Source organism: Kitasatospora sp. Xyl93, assembly GCF_055383135.1.
Map to the genome: position 1 here is coordinate 4,052,919 of NZ_AP029185.1, position 15,510 is coordinate 4,068,428.

Annotated in this window: 12 protein-coding genes; 8 read left to right on the forward strand and 4 right to left on the reverse strand. The window is 75.1% G+C overall.

Going from position 1 to position 15,510, the window contains the following annotated elements; translation table 11 throughout:
- Positions 1–202: 202 nt before the first annotated feature.
- From ACZ5GH_RS18115 to ACZ5GH_RS18125, 3 genes are all read right to left on the reverse strand, one after another.
- On the reverse strand, positions 203–1,189 hold the full coding sequence (locus tag ACZ5GH_RS18115; protein ID WP_387752138.1) for a helix-turn-helix domain-containing protein: 987 nt from the start codon (positions 1,187–1,189) through the stop codon (positions 203–205).
- A complete protein-coding gene (locus ACZ5GH_RS18120; protein ID WP_387752136.1) occupies positions 1,179–2,129 on the reverse strand; it encodes a LuxR C-terminal-related transcriptional regulator in 951 nt (316 codons plus the stop codon). The genes ACZ5GH_RS18115 and ACZ5GH_RS18120 overlap by 11 nt, the downstream gene beginning before the upstream one ends.
- 708 nt (positions 2,130–2,837) lie before the next feature.
- Positions 2,838–3,947, reverse strand: a complete 1,110-nt coding sequence (locus ACZ5GH_RS18125) for a TDT family transporter (RefSeq protein WP_387752133.1) — start codon at positions 3,945–3,947, stop codon at positions 2,838–2,840.
- A 71-nt stretch (positions 3,948–4,018) separates the two neighbouring features.
- On the opposite strand from ACZ5GH_RS18125, the gene ACZ5GH_RS18130 reads away from it, so the two are divergent.
- Together ACZ5GH_RS18130 and clpB are read left to right on the forward strand one after the other, a co-directional pair.
- Complete coding sequence (locus ACZ5GH_RS18130; protein ID WP_387752130.1) at positions 4,019–4,972, forward strand: LysR family transcriptional regulator; 954 nt, start codon at positions 4,019–4,021, stop codon at positions 4,970–4,972.
- A 101-nt stretch (positions 4,973–5,073) separates the two neighbouring features.
- Complete coding sequence (clpB, locus tag ACZ5GH_RS18135) at positions 5,074–7,695, forward strand: ATP-dependent chaperone ClpB (RefSeq protein WP_387752128.1); 2,622 nt, start codon at positions 5,074–5,076, stop codon at positions 7,693–7,695.
- A gap of 148 nt (positions 7,696–7,843) precedes the next feature.
- Here clpB and ACZ5GH_RS18140 read toward each other — a convergent pair whose 3' ends face one another.
- Positions 7,844–8,134 carry a helix-turn-helix domain-containing protein gene (locus tag ACZ5GH_RS18140; RefSeq protein WP_387752125.1) on the reverse strand — a complete coding sequence of 97 codons (291 nt, stop codon included), beginning with the start codon at positions 8,132–8,134 and terminating at the stop codon, positions 7,844–7,846.
- 393 nt (positions 8,135–8,527) lie between these two features.
- Between ACZ5GH_RS18140 and ACZ5GH_RS18145 the strand changes: the two genes are divergently transcribed.
- From ACZ5GH_RS18145 to pyrE, 6 genes are all read left to right on the forward strand, one after another.
- Positions 8,528–9,085: a type III secretion system chaperone family protein gene (locus tag ACZ5GH_RS18145; protein WP_387752122.1), complete on the forward strand. Its 558-nt coding sequence runs from the start codon at positions 8,528–8,530 to the stop codon at positions 9,083–9,085.
- A 121-nt stretch (positions 9,086–9,206) separates the two neighbouring features.
- Positions 9,207–10,367, forward strand: a complete 1,161-nt coding sequence (locus tag ACZ5GH_RS18150; protein ID WP_464334763.1) for a pyridoxal phosphate-dependent aminotransferase — start codon at positions 9,207–9,209, stop codon at positions 10,365–10,367.
- Between the two features lie 500 nt (positions 10,368–10,867).
- Complete coding sequence (locus tag ACZ5GH_RS18155; protein ID WP_387752117.1) at positions 10,868–11,398, forward strand: DUF2617 family protein; 531 nt, start codon at positions 10,868–10,870, stop codon at positions 11,396–11,398.
- Between the two features lie 154 nt (positions 11,399–11,552).
- A complete protein-coding gene (locus ACZ5GH_RS18160; protein WP_464334764.1) occupies positions 11,553–13,199 on the forward strand; it encodes a polyamine aminopropyltransferase in 1,647 nt (548 codons plus the stop codon).
- A gap of 667 nt (positions 13,200–13,866) precedes the next feature.
- Positions 13,867–14,871, forward strand: a complete 1,005-nt coding sequence (locus ACZ5GH_RS18165) for a CoxG family protein (RefSeq protein WP_464334765.1) — start codon at positions 13,867–13,869, stop codon at positions 14,869–14,871.
- Positions 14,872–14,915: 44 nt separating this feature from the next.
- Positions 14,916–15,452: an orotate phosphoribosyltransferase gene (pyrE, locus tag ACZ5GH_RS18170; protein WP_387752109.1), complete on the forward strand. Its 537-nt coding sequence runs from the start codon at positions 14,916–14,918 to the stop codon at positions 15,450–15,452.
- Positions 15,453–15,510 lie beyond the last annotated feature (58 nt).

Sequence of the window (15,510 nt, forward strand, 5' to 3'; positions counted from 1 at the left end):
CCGCTCAAGCCCGTCCGGCCGGCCGTTCGCCCGCCGCGTGAGCCCGCGGACGAACGGCCGGCCGGCCCACTGGTACGGCGCGCCGCCGCAGGACCGCACCGGTCCGCCCGCCGACCGCCCGGGACCGCCCGCGCCGAACCGGCCGCCGGCTCCGGAAGCGGCGGCCCGGGTTCCACCGATCGCCCTGGCGCCGGCCGGTCCGTCAGTCATGGCGCTCGCCCCGGAGCTGCCAGCCGAGGTGGAACAGCGTGTGGGCGCCGTAGCGGTCGCGCAGCCGGGAGATGTGGGCCGCGACGGTGCGTTCGCTCACGCCCAGCCGGGTGGCGACGGCCCGTTGGGTGAGGCCGCGGGCGAGCAGCCGGCCGATCCGCACGGTGGTGACGGACGGCGGGTCGAGGTGGCGGCCGGCGGGCGTGGCGCGGGCCCAGTCGCGTTCGAACTGGGCGGCCAGGTAGGCGACGGTGGTGGGATCGGTGAGGAAGACCGCCCGGCCGCGCTCCTCGTCGGCGGGGATGACCGCCACCGCGCGGTCGAAGACCAGCATCCGCTCGTACGGTTCGGCGAGGACCCGGACCTGGGCGCCCTGTCCGGTGCGCAGGGCCACCTGGCTCTGCACGGCGGGGTCGGCGAGGGCGGCCGGCTGGTAGACGGTGCGCAGCGAACAGCCGCGGCGGAGCAGCGAGAGGTCCTGGGCGAGGACAGTCCGGAGGCCTTCGACCGGACGCGGCCCGGGCTGGGCCGCCAGGACCTCCTGCCGGCACTCCGAGACGAGTTCGGCGATCCGGCGGCGCACCTCGGCGACGTCGGCGACGGTGCCGGCCCCGGAGTCGACGGCCCTGGAGTCCACGGCACCCGAATCCACGGCCCCGGACGGCCGGTCCGTGCCCGCCCCCGGGTGGCGGGCCTCGTCGTAGGCGCGGGCCAGCGGCCCCAGGGTGCCCGGGAGCCGTTCGGCGTACCGCAGCAGGCGGACCGCGCGGGTGCGCAGGTGGAACCCGATCCGGTCGCCGACGGCGCGCGGACTGGCGGCGGTCCAGCCGGTGGCGGTGGGGGTGAGCAGGCCGCGGGCGACGAGGGCGGCCAGGGCGGGGCGGTCGGCGGGGGCGAGGTCCTCGGGGAGCAGCCGCCCGCCGCTCCGGACGGCGGCGAGGTAGAGGGCCCGTTCGGCCGGGCCCGGCTCATCGGTCATCGCGGGCGCCCCGCATCAGCCAGCCGAGCTGGAAGAGGGTCTGCGCGCCGTAGCGGTCGCGCAGCCGGGAGATGTGGGCGGCGACGGTGCGTTCGCTCAGGCCCAGCCGGGTGGCGACGGCGCGCTGGGTGAGGCCGCGGGCGAGCAGCCGGCCGACCCGGTCGGGGACGGTGCGGGCGGGTGCCTGGCCGGGGGCGGCGGCCTCGGCGGTGTCGGCCCGGGCCCAGTCGCGTTCGAAGGTGCCGACCAGGTAGGTGATGGTGGCCGGGTCGGTGATGAAGGCGGCGGTGCTGTTGTCGTCGTTGGCGGAGATCACGGCGACGGACCGGTCGAAGACGATCAGCCGCTGGAAGGGCTCGTCGAGCACCCGGATGAGCGAGCCGTGCCGGGTGACCTCCTCGGCGTAGGCGAGGGCGGGCGGGTCGGCGAGGGCCACCGGCTGGTAGATGGTGCGCAGCGAGCAGCCGCGTTGGAGCAGTTGGACGTCCTGGAGCACGGCGACCTGGAGCATGTCGGCGGGCCGGTGGCCGGGCTGCGCGGTGAGGACCTCGGAGCGGCAGTCGGAGACCAGTTGGGAGATCCGCTGGCGGATGTGGACGTGCCCCTCGACGTGGACGGCGCCGCCGGCCCGGTCGGTCGGGCGGGGCATCGCGTCGTAGGCCCGGGTGAGGCCGTCCAGGGCGCCCGGGAGGTTCTCCGCGCGGACCAGCAGCCTGGTGGCCTCGCTGCGCAGTTCGGCGCCGAGGCGGTCGCTGACCGAGCGCGGGCTGACCGCGGTGTAGCAGCGGTCCATCCGGTTGACCATCAACAGGCCGATGTCGATGAGCTGTTGGAGGGCGTCCCGGTCGGCGTCCGCGACCTCGCCGGTGGGGACGCGGCCGCCCGCGGCGATGATGGCCAGGTAGAGCTGTCGCGCGGCCTCGTCGGGCTCCTCGCCCAACGGCCCGTGATGCGGTGTGACCGCCGGTTCCGCCGTCACGTCGCACTCTCCCTGCCGGACGCCTCTCCTGGTGCTGCCCGTGCTTCCCGCCGCGCGGGCCGCGGTACCGGTGGGCCGGGCGGGCGCACGGTACCGGTGGGCCGGTACGGCGTGACCACGGATCAGGCGGTCACCGTACCGGGTGGGACGGCGGGCCCCCGGGTCCGGGTGCCGTCGCACACCGGGTCGTCCGGGGGCCGCCGTCGTACGCCAATGCCAAGGCGCTCCCGTCGAGGCGGAGCAGCAACGCCTCGACGGGTCCGGCAGGAGGCCATCACCACACATGGCCCCCGGCCGGCGCTCTTCGCTCCCCCGTTCCGCCGGCGCGAGACGTGTCGCACCCGCGGTCCGTTCGAAGAGCCAGTCGCCACCATCAGGCTGCGGTGCCTGGACGACTTGACGTGCCTCCACCCTCACAGCGTGACGGCCGGTGAACAAGTGCCGCCCGAGTGCAGGTTCGCGCAATTGCAGCTATCTGCATCCCGGGGCGGACGCGGCGGTTCGGACGGCGGGGCGGGTTCCGATGGGAACCGGGACGGGCGCCGGGAGTAGGCGCCGCCCGGGCACCACCGCCGGTCGGCGGTCGGCGGCGCTCCGGCCGTGCACGTTCCTGCACCGGCGGCGTGCTCCTGGGCTGCGTCCCCGCGCCTGCCGGGGCGCCCGCCGCCGTCAGCGGGCCAGCAGCCGGCGCCGCGCCAGCCCGGTCGCGGTGCCGCCCGCGGCGAGCACCCAGGCGGACGCCAGCAGCAGGTAGAGGCCGACGGCCAGTGCGTCGAAGCCCCCGAAGCCGGTGTGCCGGGCGAGCGCGGAGGCGCCGGTGACGCAGGTGCCGACCGGGAAGGTGTACGCCCACCAGGTCATCGCGAACGGCATCCCGGCCCGTCGGGCGCGCAGGTTGGCGGTGAGCGCGACGGCCAGCCAGAGCATCGCGACGCCGATCACCGCCACGCCGTACAGCGCGGCGAGGTCGGCCATGGCGGGCGCCAGCGCGGGCAGCACCGGGCGGGCGGCGTCGGCGAGCTGGTGGACCGCGGTGACGGACTGGCCGAGCGGGCCGAGCACCAGGAACAGCGAGGGGGTGAGCGCCAGGGCGGGCAGCTTGCTGTGGAACAGCCCGGTGAACACCACCGGCAGCAGCACCAGGGTGGCCAGCAGGCCGACCCCGAACAGTGCCCAGCAGCCGTACAGCATCGCCTCCCGGGCCGTCCCGGCCGGCAGGTGGGGGACGAGCGCCGGGCCGCAGGCGGAGGCGACCAGCGGGGCGACCACCGGCAGCAGCCAGGTCGGGTTGGCCTCCAGCGCGGAGAGCGGGTGCCGGGTGATCATCAGGTACGGGATGCCGCCGGCCACGGCCAGCGCGTACAGCGTGCCGAGGCTCCACAGCACCGCGTCCAGGGCGACCGCCGGGCCGGTGCCGATCACCCGGGGGCCGAGCAGCAGGGTGCCCAGTCCGACCGCCAGCAGCGCCATCGGCGGGCAGCCGTAGAAGACCGCGGTGGCCGGGTCGTCCAGCAGCTGGGCGCGGGCCGCCTCGCGGTGCCGGGTCAGGTGGACCAGCCGGGCCCCGGCCAGCACCAGCAGCGCGGCCAGCGCGAGCGCCCACATCACCTCGCCGAAGCCGGTCAGCCCGGGCAGCCGCACCGGCAGGACGGCGGCGCCGTTGGCCAGGATCGCGGTGCCCATCACGGCGGCGTACCAGTTGGGGCCGAGCTGGGCGAGGTCGAACCGGGGGCGGACGGCGGGGCGGGCGAGGGGGCGGATTCCGGCCAGAGTGGACATGCTCCCACCGTCGCCCGGACGGCCCGGCGGCCGGTAGCGCCCGGGCTTCTATGGGGGCATAGCCTGAACCTATGCCCCTCTCCCCGCACGTCCCCGAACTCGGCGCCCTGGAACTGCTGCTCGCGGTGGCCCGGCTGGGCAGCGTCGGACGGGCGGCGGCCGAGCTGGGCGTCAGCCAGCCGACCGCCAGCGCCCGGATCAAGGGCATGGAGCGGCAGATCGGCGTCCCGCTGCTGGACCGCTCGCCCCGGGGCAGCCGGCCGACCGAGGCGGGCCGGCTGGTGGTCGAGTGGGCCCGGCAGGTGGTGGAGGCGGCGCAGGCGCTGGACGCCGGGATCGACGCGCTGCGCGAGCGGCGGGACGCCAAGCTGCGGGTGGTGGCCAGTCTGACCGTCGCCGAGTACCTGATGCCCGGCTGGCTGCTCGGCCTGTCCGAGGCCAGCCCGGGGACGGCGGTGACGCTGCGGACGGCGAACTCGGCGGACGTCGCCGGGCACGTCCTGGCCGGGGAGGCCGACCTCGGCTTCATCGAGGGCCCGTCCGCTCCGCCCGGGCTGGCCTGCACGGTGGTGGCGGCGGACCGGCTGGTGGTCGTGGTGGCGCCCGGCCACCCGTGGGCGCGCCGCCGCGCCCCGCTGACCGGGGCCGAGCTGGCGGCCGTCCCGCTGGTGCTGCGCGAGCCCGGCTCGGGCACCCGGGAGGTGCTGGAGACGGCCCTGCGGCCGTACGGGGGTGCGGCCCGGCCCCGGATGGAGCTGGCCTCGTCCACCGCGCTGAAGGCGGCGGCGATGACCGGGGCGGGCCCGGTCTGCCTGAGCGAGCTGGTGGTGCGGGAGGAGCTGGCCACCCGGCGGCTGGTCGAGGTCCCGCTGGCGGAGGAGCTGGACCTGCGGCGGCCGCTGCGCGCGGTCTGGCCGGCCGGACAGCGGCCGGGCGGGCCGGCCCGGGAGCTGCTGGGGCTGACCCGGCGGTCCGCCGAGCGTTCACCGGGACGTCGCGGGACGAACGGAGTCGGGAAAGGTTGAGCGGAATAGACTCAACTTAGTGCATGCTGTACATGGCAGTGCTGCTCGCCAGCCGCCGCACGTGGCAGTAGTGAACGACGACGAGGGAGGACCCCCCAGCAGTGGACGCCAGCAAGTTCACCACCAAGACGCAGGACGCGCTGTCCGCCGCGATCCGGCAGGCAGGCACGGCCGGCAACCCGGACGTCAGGCCGGTGCACATCCTGATCGCCCTGCTGGAGCAGCCCGAGGGCATCGCCCGGCCCCTGCTGGAGGCGGTCGGGGCCGACGTCGCCCGGGTCGACGCCGAGGCCCGCCGCCAGGCGGCCGCGCTGCCCAGCGCGATGGGCTCGACGGTCGCCGCGCCGCAGCTCGCCCGGGACACCATCGCGGTGCTCACCGAGGCCGGCCGGCGCGCGAACGACCTGGACGACCAGTACGTCTCCACCGAGCACCTGATGGTCGGCCTGGCCGCCGAGGGCGGGCAGGTGGCCGAGCTGCTGGTGCAGCAGGGCGCCACGCCCAAGGCGCTGGTCGCCGCGTTCAAGGACGTGCGCGGCAGCGGCCGGGTCACCTCGCCGGACCCGGAGGGCACCTACAAGGCGCTGGAGAAGTACGGCACCGACCTCACCCAGGCCGCCCGGGACGGCAAGCTCGACCCGGTGATCGGCCGCGACCACGAGATCCGCCGGGTGGTCCAGGTGCTCTCCCGCCGGACCAAGAACAACCCGGTGCTGATCGGCGAGCCCGGCGTCGGCAAGACCGCCGTGGTCGAGGGCCTGGCCCAGCGCATCGTGGCCGGCGACGTGCCGGAGTCGCTGCGCGGCAAGCGGCTGGTCGCGCTGGACCTCGGCGCGATGGTCGCCGGCGCCAAGTTCCGCGGCGAGTTCGAGGAGCGGCTGAAGGCCGTCCTGAACGACATCAAGGCCTCCGACGGCCAGGTCGTCACCTTCATCGACGAGCTGCACACCATGGTCGGCGCGGGCGCCGGCGGCGACTCCGCGATGGACGCGGGCAACATGCTCAAGCCGATGCTGGCCCGCGGCGAGCTGCGGATGGTCGGCGCCACCACGCTGGACGAGTACCGCGAGCGGATCGAGAAGGACCCGGCCCTGGAGCGCCGCTTCCAGCAGGTGCTGGTCGGCGAGCCCAGCGTGGAGGACTCGATCGCCATCCTGCGCGGCCTCAAGGGCCGGTACGAGGCGCACCACAAGGTGCAGATCTCGGACGCCGCCCTGGTCGCCGCGGCCACCCTGTCCAACCGCTACATCACCTCCCGCTTCCTGCCCGACAAGGCGATCGACCTGGTCGACGAGGCGGCCTCCCGGCTGCGGATGGAGATCGACTCCTCCCCGGTCGAGATCGACGAACTCCAGCGCGCCGTCGACCGGTTGCGGATGGAGGAGCTGGCCCTGGAGAAGGAGTCGGACCCGGCCTCGGTCGACCGGCTGGCCCGGCTGCGGCGCGACCTCGCCGACAAGAACGAGCAGTTGAGCGTGCTCACCGCGCGCTGGGAGCAGGAGAAGAAGAGCCTCAACCGGGTCGGCGAGCTCAAGGAGCGGCTGGACGACCTGCAGGGCGCGCTCGAACGCGCCCAGCGCGACGGGGACTTCGAGCGGGCGTCCAAGCTGATGTACGCCGAGATCCCGGCCGCCGAGAAGGAGCTCGCCGACGCCCAGGAGCGCGCCGCCACTGCGGACACCGAGCCTGGGTCCGCCGCCGCCCCGATGGTCAAGGAGGAGGTCGGCCCGGACGACGTGGCCGACGTGGTCGCCTCCTGGACGGGCATCCCGGCCGGTCGTCTGCTGGAGGGCGAGAGCGCCAAACTCCTGCGGATGGAGGAGGAGTTGGGCAAGCGCCTGATCGGCCAGGCGGAGGCCGTGCAGGCCGTCTCGGACGCGGTGCGGCGCACCCGCTCCGGCATCGCCGACCCGGACCGCCCGACCGGCTCCTTCCTCTTCCTCGGCCCGACCGGTGTCGGAAAGACCGAACTCGCCAAGGCCCTGGCCGACTTCCTGTTCGACGACGAGCGGGCGATGGTCCGGATCGACATGAGCGAGTACGGCGAGAAGCACTCGGTCTCCCGGCTGGTCGGCGCCCCGCCCGGGTACGTCGGCTACGAGGAGGGCGGCCAGCTCACCGAGGCGGTCCGCCGCCGCCCGTACAGCGTGGTGCTGCTGGACGAGGTGGAGAAGGCGCACCCGGAGGTCTTCGACGTCCTGCTCCAGGTGCTGGACGACGGGCGGCTCACCGACGGCCAGGGCCGCACGGTGGACTTCCGCAACGCCATCCTGATCCTCACCTCCAACCTGGGCAGCCAGTACCTGGTCGACCCGACCACCCCGGAGGCGGAGAAGCGGGAGCTGGTGCTCGGCGCCGTCCGGTCCGCGTTCAAGCCGGAGTTCCTCAACCGGCTGGACGACATCGTGGTCTTCGAGCCTCTGGGCACCGGCGAGCTGAGCCGGATCGTCGACCTCCAGGTGGCCCGGCTGGGCGAGCGGCTGCAGGAGCGGCGGCTCACCCTGGAGGTCTCCGAGGCCGCCCGCGACTGGTTGGCGCTCACCGGCTACGACCCGGCGTACGGCGCCCGCCCGCTGCGCCGGCTGGTGCAGTCCGCGATCGGCGACCAGCTGGCCCGGGCGATCCTGTCCGGCGCGGTGCACGACGGGGACACCGTCGTGGTCGACCGGGACGAGACGGGCGACCGCCTCACCGTCCGCGGCCGGGGGCCGCTGGAGAAGTAGCACCGCCGGGCGTCCGGCGCACGGGCCGCCCCCTCCGCTCCGGCGGCAAGGGGGCGGCCCGGTCCGCGCTCGGCCCGGTCCGCGCTCGGCCCGGTCCGCGCTCGGGGCCGGTTCGCGCCCGGGGCCCGGTTCGGCTACTCCGCGGCGGTCACTCGGCCGTCGCCCCGCCGCCCGAGCGCAGCAGCCGCCGGGCCCGGTCCCGGCGGCTGCGCGCCAACCGGTGCAGTTCGGCCACCTGGGCGTCCGGCAGCCCCCAGGTCTGGGTCAGCAGCCGCAGCGTGGTCACCCGCGGACAGGACACCTCCCGCTCCAGGTCCCGGATCGACCGCACGCTCAGCCCGGTCGCCTCGCCCAACTGCTCCTGTGTCATCCCCCGGTCCAGCCGGATGCTCCGCAGCAGCGCCCCGAGCGTCGCGCCGTCCCCCGTCGCTCCACCCATGCCCGTTCCCTCCCTGATTCCGGGCCGTCCGCCTCAGGACGGCTCAACTCTCCCGGCAGTAACGGTGTTTGACCGACGCGTGTTCCTCGGCGCGCCGATGCCGACCGCCCGGCGGGGCACCCGGACCAGCGCGCCGGGCTGCGTGTCCGGCTCCCGCCCACCCCTCCGTGCGGCCCCGCGCCCCGGTCCGGCCCCCATGCCGCGCACCCTGCGTGACCACCACCCGTTCGGCCCCCGCCGGAGGCAACGGAGAACGCCGGAAAGAACGCCGGACGAAGATCGACGCACCCCTCGGCTGCCCCTGTGAGCGGAGCCCCGGATGAGGCAGGATGGGAAGTGGAAAGGGCGGCCTCTCATTGCCGGCCACCACGTGCACTGAGGAAGAGGACCCCCATGAGCATCGACCCGTCGTCCATCCCGTCCTTCGGCGTCCCCCAGGGCGGCCAGCCCGGCGGCCAGGGCGGGCGGCCGGCCGGCCCGCCGCCGATCGTCGTCCCGGACCAGGCCCTGGTCGCCCAGCTGCTGGACCAGATGCAGCTCAAGCACGTCGTGGACGAGGAGGGCGACCTCACCGCCCCCTGGGAGGGCTTCCGCGTCTACTACATGTTCCGCGGCGAGCAGAAGGAGCTCTTCGCGGTGCGCGCCTTCTACGACCGCTCGTACCCGCTGGAGAAGAAGGGCGAGATCCTCGACCTGATCGACGAGTGGAACCGCGAGACCCTCTGGCCCAAGGTCTACACCCACACCCACGAGGACGGCGTGGTCCGCCTGATCGGCGAGGCCCAGATGATCGTCGGCACCGGCGTCAACCTGGACTACTTCGTCACCACCACCGCCAACTGGACCCAGGCCTCGGTCGGCTTCGAGCAGTGGATCGTCGAGCGCCTCGGCCTCCAGAACGAGATCGAGGGCGAGGACGGCGAGGGCACCGAGGGCACCGACGAGGCCTGATCCCGCCCCGCGCCCCCGGGTACGGCCCGCCACCGCCTCAGCGCCGGTGGCGGGCCGTTCTTGTCCCCGGCTCCCGGCTGACCCAGGATGGCCCTGACGACGAGCCGTGAGGGAGCCACCGATGGGTACCAGGCCACTGCTGAACCGCCGACTGGCCGGGATGGGCACGACGGTCTTCGCCGAGATGTCCGCCCTGGCCACGGCCACCGGCTCGATCAACCTCGGCCAGGGCTTCCCGGACACCGACGGGCCCGAGGAGGTCCGCGAGGCGGCCGTCCGGGCCCTGCGCGAGGGCCGCGGCAACCAGTACCCGCCCGGCCCCGGCATCCCCGAGCTGCGCACCGCGATCGCCGAGCACCAGCAGCGCCTGTACGGCCTGTCGTACGACCCGGACACCGAGGTGCTGGTCACCGCCGGTGCCACCGAGGCCATCGCCGCCACCCTGCTGGCCCTGCTGGAGCCCGGCGACGAGGTGATCGCCCTCGAACCCTTCTACGACTCCTACGCCGCCTGCATCGCGATGGCCGGCGCCACCCGCCGCCCGCTCACCCTGCGGGCCCCGTCCTTCCGCCCCGACCTGGACGAGCTGCGCGCGCTGGTCACCCCGCGCACCCGGCTGCTGCTGATCAACACCCCGCACAACCCGACCGGCACCGTCCTCACCGCCGAGGAGCTCGCCGCCGTCGGCGCGATCGCCGTCGAGCACGACCTGCTGGTCGTCACCGACGAGGTCTACGAGCACCTGGTGTTCGGCGCCGTCCACCGCCCCCTCGCCGCCCTGCCCGGCATGCGCGAGCGCACCGTCACCATCTCCTCGGCCGGCAAGACCTTCTCCTTCACCGGCTGGAAGGTCGGCTGGGTGACCGCGGTCCCCGAGCTGGTCGCGGCCGTGCGCACCGCGAAGCAGTACCTCACCTACGTCAGCGCCGGCCCCTTCCAGTACGCCGTCGCCGAGGCGCTGCGGCTGCCCGACGCGTACTTCGACGCCCTCCGCGCCGACCTGCTGCGCAAGCGGGACCTGCTGGTCGACGGCCTCACCTCGGCCGGCTTCCGGGCGTTCACCCCCGAGGGCACGTACTTCGTCACCACCGACATCACCCCGCTCGGCGAGCAGGACGGCATCGGGTTCTGCCGTGCCCTGCCCGGCCGTTGCGGCGTCGTCGCGATCCCGAACGCGGTGTTCTACGACGACCCGGAGGCCGGCCGTAGCCTGGTCCGCTTCACTTTCTGCAAAAAGGACGAGGTCCTCCAGGAGGCCGTCACCCGGCTGCAGCGCCTGTGAGCGGCCGCACGCCCCCTTTCGCGCCCATCGAACAGGACCGCCGGTGATCCGACACCAGTTCTGATTGATCACCAACTCACTTGATCCGCTTGCCCTTTTGGTGCCACGGTGGCAGTCCGTCCGCCGCGCCGGCACTTTCCCGCCGCCCTCCGCGCCCCGCGTTCGGAGGGCGGCGGTGCGTGATGCACCCGAACGGCGCACACCCGGCGCGCACGGCGCACGATCCGGTGGCAGGGGCGCGCGCTGTGCAGACTCGCACATGGGCTCGATCAGACCCGGGAAGCAGGTGTGCTCGAAACGGTGAATGCTTGACAAAGTTGGGTAAATCACCGGCGGACCCGGCGTATTCGTGCTTCTCTGCTGCTGAATCTCCAGCCGGAATCCTTCCTTCCACGGTCGGCCGCGCCCAGGGCCGGACAGCCACGAACAGCCTCGCCATCGCCTAGGCCTACTCGCTGCTGCCCGACGGGCGCGCACGGAGCTGAAACGCGGAGCCGAGCATGCTCACCACACTGCAGACCTCCTACACGGACACCCGCGCCGGTGACCTCGCCTGGTGCCTCGGCGGCGACCCGCTGCCCGCTCTCGCCGTCCGCGACCTGAGACTCGACGGAGCCGGCCGCCCGGGCACCTCCGGCGCCCTCCAACTGCGCCTGCTGGGCGCCTCGCACCAGGTGGTGATCGACGCGGGCCCGGGCCAGTGCCTGGAGACCGTCGCCTGCCTGCCCGGCCGCCGCACCCCGCTGCCGGCCCGGGTGGCCAAGCAGGTCGGCGGCTGGGAGTACGAGTTCGCCGCCCGGATCGAGGCGCTGCCCCCGCACGACTTCGCGGCCCGCGCCCAGGAGCTGCTGGCCCTGGTCGAGGGGCACCCGCGGGGCCTGGCCGGGGTCTTCCCGGGCGACCCGAGCGCCTTCACCGCGCTGGTCACCCAGGGCGGCGCGGACCGGCTACTCTGGCGCACCTGGCACGCCTACCCCCAGGAGGGGCAGCTGGTGTGCACCCGCTCCTCGCTGGTGGTGTCCGGGGCATGACCGCCCGAAGCCCGGAGCGGTGCACCGCTCCGGCCGCAGGCCGCCCACCACAGGCCTACGAATCGTACGCAGGAACGGTTCGTCAATCCGACGTCGCCCACTGTCCGTCGGATGGGCGCAGCCATCCGTCCCGCACGTCCCCTAGCGTTTGTTCGTGATCAACCATCCGGCCGGTCCGCCCGCACGCCCGCGAGTGGACCTCGACGACGGCACCCCGCTCCGGCCCGGGCGAGGCCTCGCCCCACTCCCGCCCACCCGCCGTCGGTCCCGGCTGCGCTCCAGCCCCCGGCTCGCCCGCCTGACCGTCCTGCTGGCCGCGTTCGTCTGCGCGGCCTGCGGACTCGTCTACGAGCTCGAACTCGTGGCGCTCGGCGACTACCTGCTCGGGGACACCGTCACCCAGACCTCCGTCGTGCTCTCCGTCATGGTGTTCGCGATGGGCCTCGGCTCGCTGCTCGCCAAACGGTTCACCAGTCGGCCCGCCACCGCCTTCGCCCTGGTCGAGTGCGCGCTCGCGCTCACCGGTGGACTCTCCGTCCTCGCGCTCTACTCCTGCTGGGCCTGGATCGGCCGCTACCAGGCCGCCATGGTCGGCCTCACCTGCCTGATCGGCGTCCTGATCGGCGCCGAGATCCCGCTGCTGATGACCCTCATCCAACGGATCCGGCGCGAGGACGCCGGACGGGCCGTCGCCGACCTGTTCGCCGCCGACTACGTGGGCGCGCTGATCGGCGGCCTCGCCTTCCCGTTCCTGATCCTGCCCGCCCTCGGACCGGGCGACGGCGCCCTGCTCACCGGCGCCGTCAACGCCGTCGCCGGAGCGGCCGTGGTGCTCTGGCTGTTCCGCGAGGAACCCGCCCCCCGGATACGACGGCTGCTCTGGGGCGGCTGCCTGCTCGTCCTCGCCCTGCTCGCGGCGGCCGCGGCCGGCTCCGACGCCGTCGAACGCGCCGCCCGGCACGCCCTGTACGGCGACCAGGTCCGCTACGCGACCCGCGGCCGCTCCCAGGAGATCGTGCTCTCCGGCCCCGCCGAGGGCCCGCTGCGGCTCTACCTGGACGGCCGGCTCGCGGTCTGCGGGCCCGACGAGTACCGGGGCAACGAGGGCCTGGTCCACCCCGCCATGGCGGCCGGCCCGGACGCCCGGGTGCTGCTGCTCGGCGGCGGCGACGGCCTCGCCCTGCGGGAGGTGCTGCGGCACCGGGGCGTGCGCACCGTCCGGCTGGTCGACGCCGACCCGGCCCTCCCCCGGCTCGCCCGCACCGACCCCGGGCTCGCCGCCCTCGGCGGCCACTCGCTGGACGACCCCCGGGTCCGCACCACCGCGGCCGACCCGATGGCCTGGCTGCGCGGCGCGGACGCCTCCGGCGGGGACGGCCCGTACGACGTGGTGCTCGCCGACCTCCCGGCACCGGCCGACGGCGGGCCGGTCAAGTTCCACTCCCAGGAGTTCTACGGCCTCGCCGGCCGGCTGCTCTCCCCCGGCGGCCGGCTCGCCGTCCGCGCCGGCAGCGACCTGGCCGGGCTCTGGCAGATCGAGTCCGGCCTGCGGACGACGGGCCTGCGGACCGTCCCGTACGCCGTCCCGGGCAGCGCCACCGCCGGCTGCCGCCCCGGGCCGCCGGACGGCGCCGAGAACTTCCTCCTCGCCGCCGCCACCCCGCCCCCGCTCACCCTCGCCCCCGACGCCCCGCCGCCCCGCGCCCTCACCCCCGAAACCCTCCACGCCGCCGCCACCCGCCTCACCGCCCTCCGCCCCGCCCACCCCCCGGCCGCCCTCACCCTCCTCGGCCCCCGCTGACGCCGCGGGGGCGGCGGCAGGGCGGAGGGGGCGAGGTCGCGACGGCAAGGGAACAAGAAGGGGCAGGAAGCGCCCGGCCGCCCGCACCCCCGCCGACGCCACAGGAGCGGCGACAGGACGGAGGGGGCGAGGTCGCGACGCCAAGGGAATCAGAGGGGGCAGGAAACGCCCGGCCCCTCGGCCCCCGCCGACGCCACAGGAGCGGCGGCAGGGCTCAGGAGGAGAGATCGCGACGGCCAAGGAAACAGCGGCGACAGGAAACCGCGCCCCTCCCCCCGGCCGCCTTCACCCGCGCGGCCCCGCTGTCGCCATCGGACCAACGGCCAAGGCACGGCGCCGCCAGCCCCACATGGGCCGGAAGGTCCGGCGGTGGTGCGACGGCGCCCCACCCTCTCGGCTGCCCTCACCCGCTGAGGCCACAGAAGCGATGACCTGGCGCCAGCCGTGCAGGGGTGGCCTGGGAGGGGGAGGCAGGGCTGCGACCGCCAAGGGCCCCACCGTCCCGCGTCCTCGCCCCCGCTGCCCGTCCGCCCGTCCGTCCGCCCGTCCGCCGACGACCGGGCACGGCCCGGCGGTGCTGCGACGGCCGGGGGAACAAGCGGGGACCCGGAAAATCTGGTGGTGGTGGGTAGGGACCGTGCGGGGCCCAGTCGGTAGGCTCCGTTGCATGGAGCATGAGGTTGTCGTCCCGATGTCCGCCGAGCTGGTGCGGCAGGCCTTGCAGGATCCGGCGCTGTTGGCCCGGAGCGTGCCGGGGCTGAGCACCGAGCCGGCCGCGGTCGGGGCCGGTGCGGCCGAGGAGATCAGCGGCCGGCTCAAGCTGCGGATCGGCGGCTCCACGATCACGTACAAGGGTGTGCTGTCGCTGATCGAGGGCCGGGAGGGCGTGCTGACCGTGCTCGCCGAGGGTGAGGAGGCCCGGGGCAGCGGCGAGGTGACCGCGACCGTCCGGGTCAGCGTCGCGGACGGCGCCGAGGACGGCACCGCGGCGATCCGCTTCACCGGCGACCTCAGCGCCACCGGCCGGCTGACCGAGTTCGACGCGGAGACCCTCGACGCCACCGGCCGCCGCCTGCTGGACAGGTTCGCCGCCGCGCTGGTGGCCCCGGAGGGCGAGCAGCCGCAGGACCAGGACCAGGAGGACGCCTCGGCGGCCGACTCCGCCGCCGAGGGGATCGAGGCCGGGGTGGTGTTCATCGAGGAGCGCCAGGACCAGCCCGGCGACGACCTGGACGACGACCTCTCCGACCTGATCGCGTTCTCCGACGCCGACGCCGAGCGCTTCGGCCTGCCCACCGGCTCCGCCAACGACGACGAGGACGACGTCGACGGCGAGGGGGTCTCCGCCGAGCAGGACGGCGTCGCCGAGGAACTCCCCGCCGAGCCGCTCTTCGCGTACGAGGAGGAGCCGGCGCTCAGCGGCCCGGTGCGCCGCAGCATCGTCGGCCGGTCCGCCGAGGAGGTGGACCACGCCCCGCCACGCGGCCCGTACGCCCCGGCGCTGCCCGCCCGCAGCGCGCGGGCCCGGGCGGCGTCCCGCTGGGGCGGCGAGGCCGGCGGGATCGTGGTGCCGGGCACCGGCGGCCGCAACGCGGTGCCGTGGGTGATCGGCGGCTCGGTGGCCCTGCTGGGCGGTGCCGTGGTGCTGGTCAGGGCGCTGCGCCGACGCTGAGGCCGGGGCGCCGCGTCCGTGCGCAGGGCCTAGACTGAACGCTCATGAGCAACGACCGCGACGCCCTGCTGGCACAGATCAAGGACAAGGCCGTCGTGCACGGCAAGGTCACCCTCTCCTCCGGCAAGGAGGCCGACTACTACGTCGACCTGCGCCGGATCACGCTGGACGGCGTGGCCGCCCCGCTGGTCGGCCGGGTGATGCTGGACGCGACCTCGCACCTGGAGTACGACGCCGTCGGCGGTCTGACCCTGGGCGCCGACCCGGTGGCCGCCTCGATGCTGCACGCCGCCGCCGCGCGCGGGCGGCAGCTGGACGCCTTCGTGGTCCGCAAGACCGGCAAGGCGCACGGCCTCCAGCGCCGGATCGAGGGCCCCGAGGTCAAGGGCCGCCGGGTGCTGGCCGTCGAGGACACCTCCACCACCGGCGGCTCGGTGCTGACCGCCGTGGAGGCGCTGCGCGAGGCGGGCGCCGAGGTGGTCGGCGTCGCGGTGATCGTGGAGCGCGGCGGCGCGGCCGCCGTGGAGGCCCAGGGCCTGGAGTACGTGACCGCGTACACCCTGGACGACCTGGGCCTCTGACCCGGCCCGGCACGAGCCCGGCACTAGCCCGGCACGACGAACGACCGAGGGCCGGTGC